This is a genomic window from Psychrobacter sp. H8-1, assembly GCF_904846575.1.
Lineage (GTDB): Bacteria > Pseudomonadota > Gammaproteobacteria > Pseudomonadales > Moraxellaceae > Psychrobacter > Psychrobacter fulvigenes.
In genome coordinates, this window is record NZ_CAJHBG010000001.1 from 873,770 (window position 1) to 890,154 (window position 16,385).

The window sequence follows — 16,385 nt, forward strand, 5'->3', positions numbered from 1 at the left end:
CTATTTAAAGTTGTAAAATGCCAGTACTAAGTGGAATATAGTTAAGCAGGGCATAATGCATAACCAAGCCCGCGGTGTGTATGAATGACATCAATGCTAGCGTCAACGGTCGCCAGTTGCTTGCGAATCGATTTGATATGGCTATCTATCGTCCGCGCCAAGCGATGATCTGGATAGTCGCTCACCGCATTTAACAGCTGCTCACGGCTAAAGACTTGATTGGGTGCTTGTAATAAGGTCAATAAGATTTTGCGTTCTGTATTGCTCAGCTCAAGTTTTTGCTCTTGCCACATTAAAGAGTAATTGAGCGGTTGGTAATGCCAGACACCAGACTGGCACTCAAACGTTAATGCTTGTCCTGACATATTATTAGCAGAAGCTGAGTTAGATAATAGGCTAGAGGAAGCATTGCCATCTGTATTATCTGTTGCTGTTTTCTGAGTTGCAGACTGCTGAGACAATAATTGCTCACGTCGCCAAATGGCTTTGAGGCGGGCGACCAATTCGCGTGGACTAAAAGGCTTGGCACAATAGTCATCACCGCCCATCTCCAAACCCAAGATGCGATCGACTTCATCACTACGGGCGGTCAAGAATACGATTGGAATGTCTTTTAGAGCGTTAAGAGCAGACGTATGGCGTATCTGTTGACATAAGCTCAAACCATCACCATCTGGCAAGCCAACATCCAGAATAATAGCCGATAGGTCTTGCGCCTCATCACTATGCAGCATCGGCAGTACACTACTGGCGTTATCTAGCCACGTGATTTTCCAGCCTTCACGCTTGCAAGTAACTTTGAGCAACATGGCAATAGCAGGATCATCTTCTACCAGTAAAATATGGGTCATAGGCTTTACATCATTGTATAAGAAAAAAGGGTATAGCAAAATTGTGGCCAGTTATGTCTGTGTAAAATATATCTGTGTAAAACAGATATTGAAAAATAATAATAGGGCGTCATACAGTAGCTAGGGCGTGTAATCAATTAAAGCATTTATATTTTTACTCTCATAATCTAATTGACAACATGCCCTAGAGGTTTTTACATGACGACATTAAATTATCGTAGCATAAAAGCAGTTTCAGGTTTTGCTGTCAGTCTTCAAAACATGTGAAAAATTGATGGAAAATAGGGTTGATTGGTTAATGAGTTGTTTGATTAGCAGTTTTGCGTAAAGGCTGTAAAATAACGAGCGTTATGATCAGAAGAAAAAACTAAAGACATTGTAAATACGTCTGTTATTTGGAATATAAGTTTGTTAGACGTCTAACTTTCTACAAAAGGAATATAAAAAATATGAGTAATTATTTAGATGCGGTCATTGTTGAACATAATCCATCGCAAAAGCAAATAGATAGAGCGGTGATTTGGCTGCATGGTTTGGGTGCCAGTGGCCATGACTTTGAGCCAGTCGTACCGCAACTAGGTTTGGCTAATGATATGGCGGTACGCTTTGTCTTTCCACATGCGCCTAATATCCCCGTTACTATCAATGGCGGTATGGTCATGCCAGCATGGTACGACATCTTAGAGATGAGCCTTGAGCGCAAAGTCGACATCGCTCAAATTGAGCGCTCAGCGCAGCAGATACGCGATCTGATTCAGCGTGAGATTGAGCGCGGCGTTGAGCCCAAAAATATCGTGATTGCAGGATTCTCGCAGGGTGGGGCGGTGGCTTATCATGTTGCGCTTGGCTATCCACAGCGTTTGGCTGGTCTGATGACGTTATCCACCTATTTGGCTACCAATGACAGCTTGAGCTATAGTGACATCAATAAAGATCTACCGATTCTTATTGAGCATGGTACTCACGACCCAGTCGTTCCAGTGGTTCTAGGTCAGCAAGCGCAGCAACTATTAACAGACAAAGGCTATGAGGTGGAATACAACACTTATCCAATGGCGCATCAGGTCTGTATGCCACAAATTCAAAACATTGGCAAATGGCTGAATAAGGTATTGGATTAGTTATCTAGGACAGCTCCAAGTTTTAAATAAGGCTCTAGTGAAACTCCATTAGCAATGATGGAGTTTTTTATATGGACAATAAATAGCAAGTCTATCTAATATTGTTTCAGCAACCTACTTTAAATGACTTTACTTTTATGATGGCCATAGCGCATTTTGCCTTGTTCATTTTTACCACCGCACCTGCAATAATGGTGTAGTATAAATAATATGATATAGCGTACTTTTTCAACAATATTGTTCAAATTTATAGTCTGAGACCAATAAAGATAAAACATCTGGAGGCTTACGATGAAAATGACCTACTTGGCTTTTTATATCGCTGATCATAACGCTCGTTATTTTACAGCCTTTACTGATTGATGGTTCTCCATATAGTCATTGCGAGCTGGTGATTGATAGCTTAGGTGAGGGGTGCTATGACTGTATTAGCTCAAGTCATCGTGATGGCGGATTACGGCGTAAGATAATTGATATGAAACCTAGTCACTGGGTACTGGTACCAGTTATGTGCGATATTGACTATGCCATACGTTGGTTTAATAAACGCCAGAATTTTAAATACGACTATCTCGCTCTGATTAGGACGGTGATTCCAGGGTTCTATAATCCTGAGCGCCGATTGTTTTGTTCCGAAGCCTGCGCGGATATGCTTGAGCTTGTGGATCCAGCAAGCTATGGGCTTAGAAAGCTATATCGATGGGCTTTGGATAACCCTGCCATGTAATAAGCATGCTCTCGATACAGCTTTAAATGAAAAGTTTAGATCAGAGCAGCCTGAGCATCTAATCTTAAAAGTCAAATTTTAAGCATAGAAAAACCGATTACCTCAAGTGATCGGTTTTTTAGTATTTGGTGGAGAGGATAAGAGTAGAGTCAGGCACAGCAATATATAACACTACTTTATAATAAGTATGAGTATCGAAACCAATGACTTACAATTTTTAATTTAATAGTATATTCTTGTTATAGAATATAATGAACATAAGTCAATAAATAATATGAATAAAGTTGGTTAAGATTAATAAGTAAGAATCGGAATCGACTCTCACTAATATAAATGAACAGGTGGTTTTATGAATGGTTGGACATGGTTAGGTAGTGCAGCTTTATTAAGTGGTATTGTCTTGTTGGGTGGGGTGACTTTATTTGGTGATAGGAACTCACCTAATATTGTTTCAGAACCTATGAGTAAGAATTTAACTGATTCTGATATGCTTCAGACTAATGCTTACGCTCGAAGTAATAACTCTATGCAAGATATTGAGAATAAGTTTATCACGCAAAACCAAGAAGGGTACTTAGCTTCTTGGTTTGCTACGCCTGACATTAAACAAGATCAAGTTCTAAAATTGCAGGCAGGATATGATTATGCTACCAGTAAGGGCAAGCCATTTGTTATAGATGGCGTCTATCATATAAAAGCAAATAGAAGCCTAAATGGTACAGAAAACGTAGGATTAATCATAAAAGATAATAGTGATTTAAGATTTAATCCACAAGCTAAATTGAAGTTAATATCTGAAAATAAAGGCCTTTATAGTATATTAATAGCTAGAGGTGTGGATAACTATAAAGTTTATAACCCTCATCTTATTGGGGATAGACTCTCAAGTAGAGCGAAAAAAGGAGAGTGGGGGTATGGTTTAACCATTTATGAAAGCTCAAACGGTTATATTGAAAAACCAGTTATAGAAAATGTTTGGGGAGATGGTATCTATGTAGGCAAAGCATGGGGAACAGAGAGTAATAATGTACCAACCAATATCACTATATTGCAGCCGCTTGTGAACGGTGCTAGACGTAATGGAATCTCTTTTACATCAGGCGAAAATGTTCATATTGTTGAGCCTAGAATTCAGAAAGTGGGTGATAGTGATGGTATTGAAGGGGCTTGGCCCAAAGCTTGCATTGACATAGAGCCAGAAAATGCAAAAGGAAAGCCATCTGCAAGAATTGTAAATTCAGTTATAGACAGTCCTACCTGTGAAGATTCTTACGGAGGCCTGTATGTATATGCATTCCCTGATAATGTGGAAATATCATTGCATATCAAAGGTATAACTACATTGAGTAATATTAGTAATACAGGTGTCGGCTTTTTCCATGGCGGGGCTAAAGGCAAGGGTGAGGTTCTAATAGATGAGCTTTATTATAAAACACCAACATATCAGTCAATGGCACTAGGTTGGAACAAAGATAGTGATTTGAAGCTAGTTGTTGATAAGGTTACTCATTTACATAAAGGGTCTAATTTTGGAATCAATAGCGTCTTGAACGGTAGCTTCTCAAGCAAAAGGCTAGGCAATGTAACTATTAAAGATATTGAAACTGAAGGTCACACTTTCTTTGTACCACCAAAAAAGAAGGATGTTGCTGTAAGCGGTTATAAGCTTCTATCTAATGGAAGTGATCTTACACACAGGGCTGTATATAAATAAAAGATTAGCAACAGAAAATGTTGAACCTAACGTAATAAGCACTGTTATATTACTTTTACTAACCATGCTAAACTTCAATCATAAAAAAACCGACCACTTTAAGTGATCGGTTTTTTAGTGTTTGGTGGAGATGGCGGGAGTTGAACCCGCGTCCGCCAGCATTACGCTCATGAATCTACATGTTTAGATTCTGTCTTTGGTTTTAGTCCGCACCGATCCGACAGGCAGGATGGATTGGACGATTCTCTACTTTTGAACCCAAGAGATTGAGACAATCCCTTGTGGCGAACCTATATGCGTACGCTTCAACTGGGCTGACCAACTATAGGTAATCGGCAGCGCAGTAAGCAGGGTTTAAGCTGCTAGAGCGTAAGTTTCGTCGTTTGCGACTATAACAATATATGTTTGATTTACGAGAGGACATACACTCTCGACATGCATCATTGAGTTTCATCACCAGCGTCGAAGCCAGAACATCCCCAATAGAGCAAAACATTATATAGTATAAGTGCGAGTATTAGCAAGCTAAGACAGTCGAACCGTTACACTTCATAACATGTTGAGCATAACAAGCATATAGATTGAGTCAGACGCTTCATATTTTCAATGAAAAAAGAGAGCCAGCATAATGTTGACTCTCTTTTTAAACTAAAGTCGAACGTTCTAAAGATTACTCTTCAGAATAATCTTCGTTCTCGTCTTCTGCTTCATCTTCTACTAGATCTTCGTCATCGCCATCTTCAGAGAGGATGGTGACTAGGATGCTGGCAGTAACATCATGATGTAGCTGGATATCAACGTTATACTCACCAATTTGACGTAGAGTACCTTCAGGAAGCTTAACTTCTGAACGGTCAACTTCTAGGCCTGAGTTGGTTAGTGCTTCAGCGATATCACGAGTACCGATAGAACCGAATAGCTTGCCTTCGTCACCTGATTTGGCGCGCATGATGACATTAACATCAGTTAAAGCATCAGCACGTTCTTGAGCGGTAGCGATTTCTTTGGCTTCTTCGGCTTCAAGCTCAGCACGACGTGCTTCGAACTTTTCGATATTAGCTTTAGTAGCAGGCAACGCTTTGCCTTGCGGGATAAGAAAGTTACGTCCGTAACCTGGTTTCACATCGACAGTTTCACCGAGTTTACCAAGGTTGACGATACGCTGTAACAAAATAATTTGCATGAGTCACTCCTAGTTAACCGTCGAATTACTGATGGTTGTCAGTATACGGAAGTAGCGCAAGAAAGCGAGCTTGCTTGATAGCAGTTGCTAATTGGCGCTGATATTTAGTAGATGTACCAGTAATGCGGCTAGGTACGATTTTGCCATTTTCACTAATGTACTGTTTTAGCAATTCAACATCTTTATAGTCGATGTGAGTGATGCCTTCAGCAGTGAAACGGCAGAATTTGCGACGGCGATAAAAACGTGCCATGAGTATTCTCCTTTAATTAGTCTTCACTGTTGTCGTTGTCGTCACTATCGCTTTCACGACTGTCTGGACGACGAGTAGTAGCTTTACGTGCACGTTTTTCATCGGCATTTTTAGCTAACTGCGACTCTTCAGTGACTGCTTCGTCACGGCGCATAACTAGGCTACGAATGATCGCGTCGTTATAACGGAATAACTCTTCAAGCTCAGCCAAAGTCTCACCGTCAGTTTCGATATTGAAAAGAACGTAATGAGCTTTGTGAATCTTGTTGATTGGGTAAGCCAGTTGACGACGACCCCAATCTTCTAGACGATGGATGGCGCCGTTGTTGTCTTGAACCAACTTGATATAGCGTTCAACCATGCCGACCACTTGGTCGCTCTGGTCTGGGTGTACAATTAACACCACTTCGTAATGTCGCATATTGGACTCCTTACGGATTAGTAGCTATTAACCCTATGTTAATAGCAAGGAGGTTTATAAGGTAAGCTGCATCTCAAACAAATCATTAATGAAAAGTTGAAGATAAGCTTAGGATATAAAGCGCCGTATTATAACAGTAACCCTGTGCTAACACAAAGGATAATAAAACCTAATCAAGAATAAATAAAAGGATAAAATAGTATGTAGTAGTTGTTAGCAATAAAAAAGCAACGACTGAGCGCTGCTTTTTTGATTATTCTCGTTTTAAATAAGGTTGTAAACCATCAATAAGCTACTTTATTTTTGGCTGTTTTATCAACTGACTGCTATCCGCTTTTACCACCAAAGTTTTGGCTAACTTATCATGCCAGCCGATGTTTTCAGGGCTTTTTGATGCCATATAATAATGTACTGCAATGACTACAAAGCCTAAAAAGCTGGTAAATGAGAACAGCAAGTTATAGATAATAAATAGCAGGAGGGTGCGCATACCGATAAGCTTGGTAAAAGAAGGTAGACGGTGCGTGGTTTGATCGACCACTCGAATACCTGTAATGAGTTTGCCCAGTGACTGCCCGCGTAGGGTAATAAACACCAATTGTAAAGCAAATAGACCAAATACCATCACTTGCGACATCATCAAGGTAGAGCTGGGTAGGCTTTCCATGAGCGTCATTGAATACTGATAAGCGGCGTCCATATTCTGGATGTCTTGAAACTTAGTGTAATCGATATCCATCTTTGTCAATGCCAATACCAGCGGAAAAATCGCTAATAAATAAAGCAGAGCATTGATGGCGGTTGCTAATACTCGCGACATAATAGGGGCAAGTACCACATTACCAATCACTTTATCTGTGCTTGAAGCAAGTTTACTTGTGCTTGGCTTATTGAGTGATACATTATTATGCGGAGTGTGATGACGGTTGGTTGTCATATCAGCTTTGGCATTTTTTGCATCGGTTTTTGGGCGTTCAGGCTTGCCATAGAGCCTATCAATAGAAACTTTTTTGTCACCTGCTGAAGCGCTTTTGTTTGAGTCCTCAGGGAACACAGTCACATTATTGATGATAGAGTCACTAGGCGTAGCAACCGTTGGGCGATAGGTAAACTGATTACCTGTCACATCACCAAGACGCTGCCACTGATCTAGGCCTTCATGCCACACTAAATCATCTAGTACTACTTCACCAGATGTCAGCATAATATTAAGCTGATCCAAGGTGTAGGGGCCAGCTTGTACGTTATTTCGAGCAAGAAAAATCTGCATAATTGCCTGCATAGTTAGTCATATCTTAAATCGTTATCTATACTCTATAATATTAGGGTCTATTTAACATTTTTGGTGGTGTTCTAAAAAGTATGCTGGCGATAGAAGCCAATAAAAAATCTATGCTAAGTTCTCTGATTCTATAGGGCTTTCAAGGCTTCAAAAACTGTTCAAGTTTTAATCAGCATACTTTTTGACACACCACCACATTTTTAAATAGACCCTAATGGTTATATTGTTAACGACTGTGTGAATTGCTGCTGTGACTTAACGTTAGGGCTTACTTTACTTCTTCACCAGCTAGGAAGAACCAAGTATCTAGTACTGAGTCAGGGTTCAGTGACACTGAGTTGATACCTTGTTCCATGAGCCAGTAAGCAAGATCTGGATGGTCTGATGGACCTTGACCACAGATGCCAACATATTTGTTTTGCTTACGGCAAGCGTCGATTGCCATAGATAGCAACTTCTTGACTGCTGGATCACGCTCATCGAACAGATGAGAGACGATACCTGAGTCACGGTCAAGACCAAGTGTTAGCTGTGTTAAGTCGTTTGAACCAATTGAGAAACCATCGAAGTGCTCTAGGAACTCGTCTGCCAATAAGGCGTTGGTTGGTAGCTCACACATCATGATGACGCGTAGGCCATTCTCACCGCGCTTTAGACCATTTTTCTCCAGTAACTCGATGACCTGTTTGGCTTCGCCAACAGTACGAACAAATGGAATCATAATCTCAACGTTGGTCAAGCCCATTTCATCACGTACACGCTTTAGCGCTTTACACTCAAGCTCGAAGCAGTCACGGAAATTATCAGAAACATAGCGGCTAGCACCACGGAATCCCAGCATCGGGTTTTCTTCTGATGGCTCATACAGTTTACCACCAAGTAGGTTGGCGTATTCGTTCGATTTGAAATCTGACATACGAACGATGACTGGCTGATCCATAAAGGCAACGGCAAGCGTTGAGATACCTTCAACCAATTTATCGACATAAAAATCAACTGGTGAGGCATAACCTGCGATACGCTCTTGGATTGCTTGTGATATCTCACGTGGCAAGCTGTTCATATTTAGCAAGGCTTTTGGATGCACGCCAATCATACGGTTGATGATGAACTCAAGACGCGCAAGACCGATACCTTCGTTTGGCATTTGAGTGAATGAAAAAGCGCGATCTGGGTTACCAACGTTCATCATGACTTTGAACGCCAGCTCTGGCATGGTCTCGATAGAGTTGGTTTGGATGTCAAAATCAATCTGACCTTCATAAATAAAGCCAGTATCACCTTCGGCACAAGAAGCAGTGACGTCTTGACCATCAACCAATAGTTCGGTGGCATTACCACAACCAACGATGGCTGGTACACCAAGCTCACGCGCGATAATCGCAGCGTGACAGGTACGACCACCACGGTTGGTAATGATGGCAGAAGCACGCTTCATGACGGGTTCCCAATCAGGGTCTGTCATGTCTGAAACCAATATGTCGCCTTCTTGTACTTTGTCCATCTCGTTTAGATTACTAACGATACGTACTTTGCCTGCGCCAATACGCTGGCCGATTGAGCGACCTTCACACAACACTTTAGCGCCAGTCGTGTTGATGACATAACGCTCCATGACATTGCTGTCTTGGCGGCTCTTCACGGTTTCAGGACGGGCTTGAACGATAAAGATTTCATTGGTATCGCCATCTTTTGCCCATTCGATATCCATCGCCTGACCATAGTGTTTTTCGATGGTCATGGCTTGTTTGGCAAGAGAGTTCAGCTCTTCAGTCGAGAGCGAGAACTGCATACGCTCTTGTTTTTCAACATCAACGACTTTGACAGATTTTTTGGTGCTGCCTTCATCGCCATAGACCATCTTTTTGTGCTTACTACCCAAGTTGCGACGAATAATGGCAGGTTTGCCATTAGCAAGTAGCTGCTTTGACACGTAGAACTCGTCTGGGTTGACCGCGCCTTGAACGACCATTTCACCTAGGCCGTAGCTTGAGGTGATAAAGACCACTTGATCGAAGCCACTTTCGGTATCTAAGGTGAACATAACGCCCGCTGCGCCTGTTTCTGAGCGTACCATGCGCTGTACAGCGGCAGATAAAGCAACACCTTCGTGCTCAAAGCCTTTATGCACACGGTAAGAGATAGCACGGTCGTTATATAGTGAAGCAAAGACTTCTTTAATGGCAATCAGGACGTTATCAATACCGCGAATGTTTAGATAAGTCTCTTGCTGACCAGCAAATGAGGCATCTGGTAAATCTTCAGCAGTGGCAGAAGAACGTACGGCAACAGCAATATCTTTACCATCGCTCATGGCTTCAAAAGACTTACGTACTTCTTGCTCAAGGTCTTTTGGCAACTCTTGCTCAACAATCCAGTTACGGATTTTTTTGCCTGTCGCTGTTAGTTTATTGACATCATCAACATCTAACTCTTTAAGTTCGCTATTAATCTTGTCAAGTAAGCCTGTTTCTGTCAAAAAGCGATTGAATGCATTTGAGGTAGTAGCAAAGCCGCCTGGTACACTAACGCCCAAATCAGATAGGTGACTGATCATCTCACCAAGTGAGGCGTTCTTGCCGCCGACCATGTCAATATCGTTTTTTCCTAGCTGATCAAGGTTGATCACAAGTGCTGAAGATTGCGCTGCCATGATAACTCCAAAAAATAAGGTTATTTAGTAAGGATTATAACGGGGTAAATTATACCGCTATATTCAGACAATTTCGATAGCTGAACCAAAAAAATTGTTAAAAAAATACAAATTGTAGGGTTTTGAGATAATTTGGTAATGAATGAAGTCGTTATTGTCTTATTAAGAGGTAATGTTAAGTGTGTCAAGTAGTTGCAAAGTATCTCTAAAATTTGGCTTTTATATAAATCACGTCTGATTTAACAGTATGGTTTATGTCGTAAAAATAGGATGACTAGCTGGCAGCGTGGTTAGGAGATTGTACGAACATTGATTCCTATTAAACGTCTATTATGAGTATAATGGAGAGCATAAAATGTCGACACGTCCTAAAGGTGTTGATTACAGCATGTGACTATTGAGGTTTTTAAGCTATGTACTCTAATATCCAACCTGAACAAGACAAAGCCACTATTCAAAACCGCCATGCATTGAGTTTGGATAACTCACAAACTATCAGAAGTGCCTTTTTTATCTCTGATGGGACGGCCATTACCGCTGAAACTCTGGGCCGTTCTATATTAAGTCAATTTGCCTCGGTGCCTTTTGAGACTCGAGTATTGCCCTATGTTGATAGCTTGGAGCGTGCAGAAGATGCTGTTCAGCAGATTAATATGGCCTATCAACGTGATGGGTTGTTGCCATTGGTATTTGATACCATTGTCAGTCCTGAGATACGCGAGAGGATTAACTCTGCCCACAGCTGTAACTTAGATATGTATGAAGGCTTGATTGGACGTATCGCTGAAGAGACAGGCGTTGAGCCAGATGCGCACTCAGGTCATGCCCACGACCATGTCGATTCTGAGACTTATAAAGAGCGTATCGATGCGGTGCATTTTGCATTAGATAATGATGACGGGGCTCGTACTCGCCATTATAATATGGCAGATATCATCTTGGTAGGGGTGTCACGCTCGGGTAAAACGCCGACGTCGCTGTATCTGGCTCTACAGTTTGGGATTCGTGCTGCTAACTACCCACTCACTGAAGATGATTTGTACGACAATCAGCTGCCAAAAGCGCTACGTGAGCACAAAGATAAATTATTTGGGTTAGTCATTGATACAGATCGTTTGGTAAAAATACGACAGGAGCGTCGTGCGGGCAGCCGTTACTCAAGCTATCAGCAGGTTCAACAAGAACAGCGTGCAATCCAAGGGATTTATATCACACATGGAATTCCAAGCCTTGATGTGTCCGAGATGTCGGTTGAAGAAATTGCTACGCGTATTTTGCAGATGACAGGTCTTAAACGCCGAATTGGTTAAAACCTCTGAAGCCATATTCTGAAGTTATGTAATGGCTACTTATAAATCGGCTAATAGAAGGTAATGCTTGCTGATTTTATAATGTGTCATTGCACGTTAATCACTACCAAATATTTACTACTATATATATATAGCATATGATGAGTTTACCCCACAAAGCGACCAAATCACCTTTATTACTAATGGGACTGCTATGCAGTGTTACTTTGCTTAGCGCCTGTCAAACCTCGCCTTTTTCACGTCAGCCGGTCCCTGAGCCGCGTTATGTGCCGACTATCGTATTAGGCGAAGCGCAAACCTTGACCATCATGCCACAGCGTGTCGCTTGTGCCTCAGCACTGCCGATGCAGTGCTTATTGGCCAAGTCTCATAAAGATGGCTCAGTATTCCAAATCCCTTATGATTGGATTGATGACTTTGCGCCAACCCTTGGGACTGAATACGTAATCAGCGTACGTCCGCAAATTGATGAGACTCAAAAAAGCTTGACTGGGCATTGGACATTGCAAAATATCTTGTCTCAACGTATGGTAGGCACCCCTTAATATCGTGAGTAAATACTTGACGATAGGTCATTCAAAATCAAATTAATGACGAACCAATAAATACATCCATATATAAAAGAGGACAGCATGGGAAGCAAACGTAAAGATGATGCTACCAATGATACTGGTAAGGACATTGATACAGAAGTATCAAATAAAGATAGCGGCAGTGCGCCGGTGACTACACCTGAGCAGACAGTCGCTCAAGATAAGCAAGAACAAATCGAGCAAACGCATGAGCAAGTTACAGATGATGTCATGCACCATCCAGATTTGATCAATCCACTGGATGATAAGCGTATCGATATCAAGTCAGGCTTTACCAAAGACTCGCAACGTATAAAAAGCGATAAGCATAATTTTGAGTATGATGCCGTTGTTCTGGGTGCAGGACCTGCTGGCGAAGCGGCAGCGATGAAGCTGGCCAAATCTGGTAAAAAGGTAGCGGTGATTGATCCGCGTGATGAGGTCGGCGGTAACTCTACGCACGTTGGTACGATTCCGAGTAAAGCATTGCGCCAATCGGTCTTTAACCTGATCAACTTTCGCCGCGATCCCATGTTTACCAAAGCCCTTGAGTATGAGCAAGTACCCCTAAATAAGGTGCTCGCCAATGCGCGTCGGGTGATACGTAGCCAAGTCAGTACCCATACGCGCTTTTATGAGCGTAACCGTATTGAAGTTATCCAAGGTTGGGCAAGTTTTGTAGATAAGAATACCTTACGTGTCGAAACTGATGAAAACGTCTTTGAAACTGTCACCTTTAACAAAGCCATTATCACGGTCGGTAGTCGTCCTTACCGTCCTGATATTTTAGACTTTAATCATCCACGCGTTTTTGACTCTGACAAAATCTTGCAAATGGATTATGTGGTTAAAAAAATCATCATTTATGGTGCTGGGGTGATTGGTTGTGAATATGCCTCTATCTTTACTGGTCTTGGCTATAAAGTCGATTTGATTAACAACCAAAACCAGCTGCTGAGCTATTTGGATAGCGAGATTAGTGATGCCATTGCCCATGACTTTAGACAGTTTGGTGTGCTTATCCGTAGCAACGAAGAGATTGACTATCTGGAGACCCATGACGACTATGTGGTTCTGCATCTAAAAAGTGGTAAGCGCATCAAGTCTGATGCCATTCTTTGGTCGAATGGACGCTCAGGTAATACGGAAGGCCTCAATGTAGAAGCCCTCGGTCTTAAGGCCAATAGCCGTGGTCAGCTTAAGGTTGACGACAATTATCGCACAGACGTAGACAATATCTACGCAGCTGGTGACGTGATTGGCTGGCCATCTCTAGCTTCTGCGGCTTATGACCAAGGACGCTGTGCAGCCGCCTTTATGGTTGGTGATAGCGATGCCGAACCAGTATCTAGCGTACCTACTGGTATCTATACCATTCCTGAAATCTCGAGTATCGGTAAAACTGAGCAAGAGCTGACAGATGAAAAAGTCCCTTATGAAGTAGGTCAAGCTTTCTTTAAACACTTGGCAAGGGCGCAGATCATTGGTGAGCGTTCTGGCGTACTAAAGATATTGTTCCATCGTGAGACGCTTGAGATATTAGGTATCCATTGCTATGGCAACCATGCTTCTGAGATTATCCACATTGGCCAAGCAGTGATGAAGTGCAAGAGCAACAACACGCTTGAGTATTTTGTCAATACGACCTTTAACTATCCGACCATGGCAGAAGCCTATCGGGTAGCGGCACTAAACGGTCTCAACCGAGTGTTCTAGATTTTAATTTGTTATAAGCAAAGCGCCTGTTAGATATCTAACAGGCGCTTTTTTTGACTTGATTTTGAAGTCAGTATCTTGCAAACAAGTGCTTTCTAAATCAAAGAAAGCTTTTTTGTAAAGCAGGCTGTTTGGAATCTGTGCGCCGACGCATAAATAACAGTGAGGCAAAGTAAAACAGCCATAAACCAATTAAAGCATAGAATCCTGTAGCGACTTGCGAGAGACTAGCGCCCATTTGATTAAGCTGGACTGAAGTGTTGATCGCAGGGGTTGTTGGTATCAACCAGCGCAAAACTTGCAGTGCTTCTGGTAATTGGTTTGCCGGCCAAGGGTAACCACTCATAAAAAACATCGGCAGTGAGCTAAAAATCAATATCTGCATACTGCGTTCGCGCAGTCGAAACCATAAGCCAAACACGCAACCAAGCGTCGCTACTGTCGGACAAAAAATCATCAGAAATAGCAAACTCCCAAGCATGTTTTGTCCACGTGGATAATGATGCAGCTCAAAGGTCCAGCCATAATAAAAGCAGCCAACTGCGAAGCTGAGTACACTCATGGCGGCAATCCGTCCAAGCCAGCCGCGAATACTGGTACTATGACGACGCTGCTCGTACCAAGTACTAATCAGCATGGCAGTCGCTATTAACAGAGTCTGTTGCAAAATAATAATAGATACCGCTGGTACTACATAGGCACCATAACCCTCAGTTTGGTTATACAAAGGCATAATCTGCAATGGTACGGCTTGAGTGTTTTGCGCAGCAGTAGGCGCATAAGCCCCTTGAGCCACGTTTTTCTTGACCTCAACCCCTGCTGATACTGTACTAACTGCCTGTAAAAACCCCATCTGCACGTTTTTATTTAATAAAAAATAACCACCATTACCGAGCACACTGACGCTGGCGGCCTTTCCTGATAGCACTTGCTGCTCAAGTCCGCTTGGGATGATCATGTAGCCTGCAATTTGATCTGACCAAATGGCTTCTTTGGCTGCTTGCTCATTAAGGAAGCGTTTGGTGTTTAGCTGTGGACTAGCGCTGCTATATCGAACAATGGTACGTGACAAGTCGCTGTTATCATAATCAACAATGCCGACTGGCACATGATTGACTACCTCAGATGAATAGGGCCATGGATAAAAAAAACCATAAATAATAGGCGCTATAATCAACATTAAGAGCACGCCTTTATCGGTAAACACATCTTTGAGCGTTTGGATAAAGTTTGCCCAAAACGACTGTGGCACTGGTGGTTTCTTTAAGGAGGTTGGTGTTTTTACAGCCTTGGCTTTAGGTAAATTCGACATTAGCGGGCTCCCCAGCGCTCAGGATGCGCTAAAGCGCGTTTGGTCAATACAACCATCAATATCAGCGCAATGATGGTTGCCAAAAGCAAGCCATAAACAATGGGCAATGATACCGCAACCGGTGCTTGCATCTGTAGCTGGGCAATGTGCAGCTGCAGATAATGCGTTAAGGGTAGGGCGTCCGCCCAATATTTAGCACTGTCGGTAATGGCGATATAAGGATAAGTCACGCCTGCAAAGGCATAAGAAGGGACGGAGATGAATCCGGTAGCAGATAACCCCATACGTAATGAAAATGAGCCTAGCGTAAAGACAGCACCAAGCCAAAATGAGAGAGTCATCAGCAATACCAGACTCATATAAGTGATGAACAACGATACTGTGTCCACGCTTTGTTGCGGTGTGGCAAGCCATAATGCCAATGCTGACCAGACGCTATAAGCCAGTATGGGCCAAAAGTACTTGCCTAATAAGCCTACGAATAATACGGATAAGCTCGCTTTTCTTATGCTATTCGTGTGCTCTACATTATTGTTTTTATATTGACCATTATAATTATCCAACGTTAAATCAGGCGTGCCTATATGGATAAAGCGAGACCAACGTCCAAGTTGCTTATCGCGCAGCTCTCGGCCAATTGTCGTTGCACCAATCACCATTGCCAAGATATGTAATAATGCAGGAATCACCGTCGATGCCAAAAACTGCTGATAATTATTGATGGCGTTGAATAGGCTGGTGCGCTGAATGGCGATAGGAGAGTAGTTGATTGCTGCCTGCGAAGGCGCCATCCCTTGCTTGACCAGACGTTGTATCTCAACGCCTGCTGATAATGTACCGACGACCGCTTGTACACTGGTCTGAATAATACCTGAATGAGTACCATACTGAGCGTTCACTTGCAAAACGACAGGCGCAGATTTACTAGATGAGATATTGCGTGAAAAGTCCTCAGGTATGATGACGACCGCATAAACATCACGTTGCAAGATAGCTGCTTCGACGTCGGCTGGCGAGTGGTAATGTTGATAGACGGTTAGCTCAGGACTGGCTTCTAGATAGCGCACCAGAGTATTGGCGATAGGACCATTATCTTGATCAACGACCCCGATAGGCAAGTCATTGATTTGAGTCTGCGAAAATATCCACCAAACCAGCAATACAGTTGCTAATGGTATCCACAGTACCATTGCCAAATCCCACTGGTTTTTGGCTAAGAACCGCCGCTCATAGGCAGCACTGCGTAAAAACGCTTTTAGCAAGTGCATGG

Annotated in this window: 14 protein-coding genes and 1 other RNA gene; 6 read left to right on the top strand and 9 right to left on the bottom strand. The window is 42.4% G+C overall.

Annotation, left to right across the window (positions count from 1 at the left end):
- Positions 1-41 precede the first annotated feature (41 nt).
- Complete coding sequence (locus JMY01_RS03715) at positions 42-851, bottom strand: response regulator (protein WP_201574278.1); 810 nt, start codon at positions 849-851, stop codon at positions 42-44.
- A gap of 449 nt (positions 852-1,300) precedes the next feature.
- On the opposite strand from JMY01_RS03715, the gene JMY01_RS03720 reads away from it, so the two are divergent.
- From JMY01_RS03720 to JMY01_RS03730, 3 genes are all read left to right on the top strand, one after another.
- On the top strand, positions 1,301-1,972 hold the full coding sequence (locus tag JMY01_RS03720) for an alpha/beta hydrolase (RefSeq protein WP_201574279.1): 672 nt from the start codon (positions 1,301-1,303) through the stop codon (positions 1,970-1,972).
- Between the two features lie 475 nt (positions 1,973-2,447).
- On the top strand, positions 2,448-2,699 hold the full coding sequence (locus tag JMY01_RS03725; RefSeq protein ID WP_201574280.1) for a hypothetical protein: 252 nt from the start codon (positions 2,448-2,450) through the stop codon (positions 2,697-2,699).
- A 349-nt stretch (positions 2,700-3,048) separates the two neighbouring features.
- Positions 3,049-4,413 carry a hypothetical protein gene (locus tag JMY01_RS03730; protein WP_201574281.1) on the top strand — a complete coding sequence of 455 codons (1,365 nt, stop codon included), beginning with the start codon at positions 3,049-3,051 and terminating at the stop codon, positions 4,411-4,413.
- Between the two features lie 122 nt (positions 4,414-4,535).
- On the opposite strand, the gene ssrA is transcribed toward JMY01_RS03730, so the two are convergent.
- The 6 genes from ssrA to ppsA all read right to left on the bottom strand — a co-directional run bounded on the left by ssrA (position 4,536) and on the right by ppsA (position 10,205).
- Positions 4,536-4,894: a transfer-messenger RNA gene (gene ssrA, locus JMY01_RS03735) on the bottom strand.
- Between the two features lie 189 nt (positions 4,895-5,083).
- On the bottom strand, positions 5,084-5,596 hold the full coding sequence (gene rplI, locus JMY01_RS03740; RefSeq protein WP_201574282.1) for a 50S ribosomal protein L9: 513 nt from the start codon (positions 5,594-5,596) through the stop codon (positions 5,084-5,086).
- A 25-nt stretch (positions 5,597-5,621) separates the two neighbouring features.
- Positions 5,622-5,849 (bottom strand): 30S ribosomal protein S18, encoded by a 228-nt coding sequence (gene rpsR / locus JMY01_RS03745; protein ID WP_201553980.1) that lies wholly within the window; start codon positions 5,847-5,849, stop codon positions 5,622-5,624.
- Positions 5,850-5,865: 16 nt separating this feature from the next.
- Positions 5,866-6,270 (bottom strand): 30S ribosomal protein S6, encoded by a 405-nt coding sequence (rpsF, locus tag JMY01_RS03750; RefSeq protein WP_201574283.1) that lies wholly within the window; start codon positions 6,268-6,270, stop codon positions 5,866-5,868.
- Positions 6,271-6,562: 292 nt separating this feature from the next.
- A complete protein-coding gene (locus tag JMY01_RS03755; RefSeq protein ID WP_227677649.1) occupies positions 6,563-7,540 on the bottom strand; it encodes an RDD family protein in 978 nt (325 codons plus the stop codon).
- A gap of 280 nt (positions 7,541-7,820) precedes the next feature.
- Positions 7,821-10,205 carry a phosphoenolpyruvate synthase gene (gene ppsA / locus JMY01_RS03760; RefSeq protein WP_201574285.1) on the bottom strand — a complete coding sequence of 795 codons (2,385 nt, stop codon included), beginning with the start codon at positions 10,203-10,205 and terminating at the stop codon, positions 7,821-7,823.
- Positions 10,206-10,618: 413 nt separating this feature from the next.
- Here ppsA and JMY01_RS03765 point away from each other — a divergent pair, with 413 nt between their 5' ends.
- From JMY01_RS03765 to sthA, 3 genes are all read left to right on the top strand, one after another.
- Positions 10,619-11,515, top strand: a complete 897-nt coding sequence (locus JMY01_RS03765) for a pyruvate, water dikinase regulatory protein (RefSeq protein WP_374220343.1) — start codon at positions 10,619-10,621, stop codon at positions 11,513-11,515.
- Between the two features lie 137 nt (positions 11,516-11,652).
- Positions 11,653-12,060 carry a DUF4377 domain-containing protein gene (locus JMY01_RS03770; protein WP_201574286.1) on the top strand — a complete coding sequence of 136 codons (408 nt, stop codon included), beginning with the start codon at positions 11,653-11,655 and terminating at the stop codon, positions 12,058-12,060.
- Between the two features lie 87 nt (positions 12,061-12,147).
- Positions 12,148-13,803 carry a Si-specific NAD(P)(+) transhydrogenase gene (gene sthA, locus JMY01_RS03775; protein ID WP_227677650.1) on the top strand — a complete coding sequence of 552 codons (1,656 nt, stop codon included), beginning with the start codon at positions 12,148-12,150 and terminating at the stop codon, positions 13,801-13,803.
- A 100-nt stretch (positions 13,804-13,903) separates the two neighbouring features.
- Here sthA and JMY01_RS03780 read toward each other — a convergent pair whose 3' ends face one another.
- Complete coding sequence (locus JMY01_RS03780) at positions 13,904-15,115, bottom strand: ABC transporter permease (RefSeq protein ID WP_201574287.1); 1,212 nt, start codon at positions 15,113-15,115, stop codon at positions 13,904-13,906.
- A complete protein-coding gene (locus tag JMY01_RS03785; RefSeq protein WP_201574288.1) occupies positions 15,115-16,383 on the bottom strand; it encodes an ABC transporter permease in 1,269 nt (422 codons plus the stop codon). Before JMY01_RS03785 ends, JMY01_RS03780 begins: the two co-directional genes overlap by 1 nt.
- Between the last annotated feature and the right edge of the window lie 2 nt (positions 16,384-16,385).

What these genes read in the sequence shown, in the direction of transcription:
- JMY01_RS03715 (WP_201574278.1), bottom strand. Translation starts at nt 851, where the DNA reads ATGACCCATATTTTACTGGTAGAAGATGATCCTGCTATTGCCATGTTG.
- JMY01_RS03720 (WP_201574279.1), top strand. Translation starts at nt 1,301, where the DNA reads ATGAGTAATTATTTAGATGCGGTCATTGTTGAACATAATCCATCGCAA.
- JMY01_RS03725 (WP_201574280.1), top strand. Translation starts at nt 2,448, where the DNA reads ATGAAACCTAGTCACTGGGTACTGGTACCAGTTATGTGCGATATTGAC.
- JMY01_RS03730 (WP_201574281.1), top strand. Translation starts at nt 3,049, where the DNA reads ATGAATGGTTGGACATGGTTAGGTAGTGCAGCTTTATTAAGTGGTATT.
- rplI (WP_201574282.1), bottom strand. Translation starts at nt 5,596, where the DNA reads ATGCAAATTATTTTGTTACAGCGTATCGTCAACCTTGGTAAACTCGGT.
- rpsR (WP_201553980.1), bottom strand. Translation starts at nt 5,849, where the DNA reads ATGGCACGTTTTTATCGCCGTCGCAAATTCTGCCGTTTCACTGCTGAA.
- rpsF (WP_201574283.1), bottom strand. Translation starts at nt 6,270, where the DNA reads ATGCGACATTACGAAGTGGTGTTAATTGTACACCCAGACCAGAGCGAC.
- JMY01_RS03755 (WP_227677649.1), bottom strand. Translation starts at nt 7,540, where the DNA reads ATGCAGATTTTTCTTGCTCGAAATAACGTACAAGCTGGCCCCTACACC.
- ppsA (WP_201574285.1), bottom strand. Translation starts at nt 10,205, where the DNA reads ATGGCAGCGCAATCTTCAGCACTTGTGATCAACCTTGATCAGCTAGGA.
- JMY01_RS03765 (WP_374220343.1), top strand. Translation starts at nt 10,619, where the DNA reads ATGTACTCTAATATCCAACCTGAACAAGACAAAGCCACTATTCAAAAC.
- JMY01_RS03770 (WP_201574286.1), top strand. Translation starts at nt 11,653, where the DNA reads ATGATGAGTTTACCCCACAAAGCGACCAAATCACCTTTATTACTAATG.
- sthA (WP_227677650.1), top strand. Translation starts at nt 12,148, where the DNA reads ATGGGAAGCAAACGTAAAGATGATGCTACCAATGATACTGGTAAGGAC.
- JMY01_RS03780 (WP_201574287.1), bottom strand. Translation starts at nt 15,115, where the DNA reads ATGTCGAATTTACCTAAAGCCAAGGCTGTAAAAACACCAACCTCCTTA.
- JMY01_RS03785 (WP_201574288.1), bottom strand. Translation starts at nt 16,383, where the DNA reads ATGCACTTGCTAAAAGCGTTTTTACGCAGTGCTGCCTATGAGCGGCGG.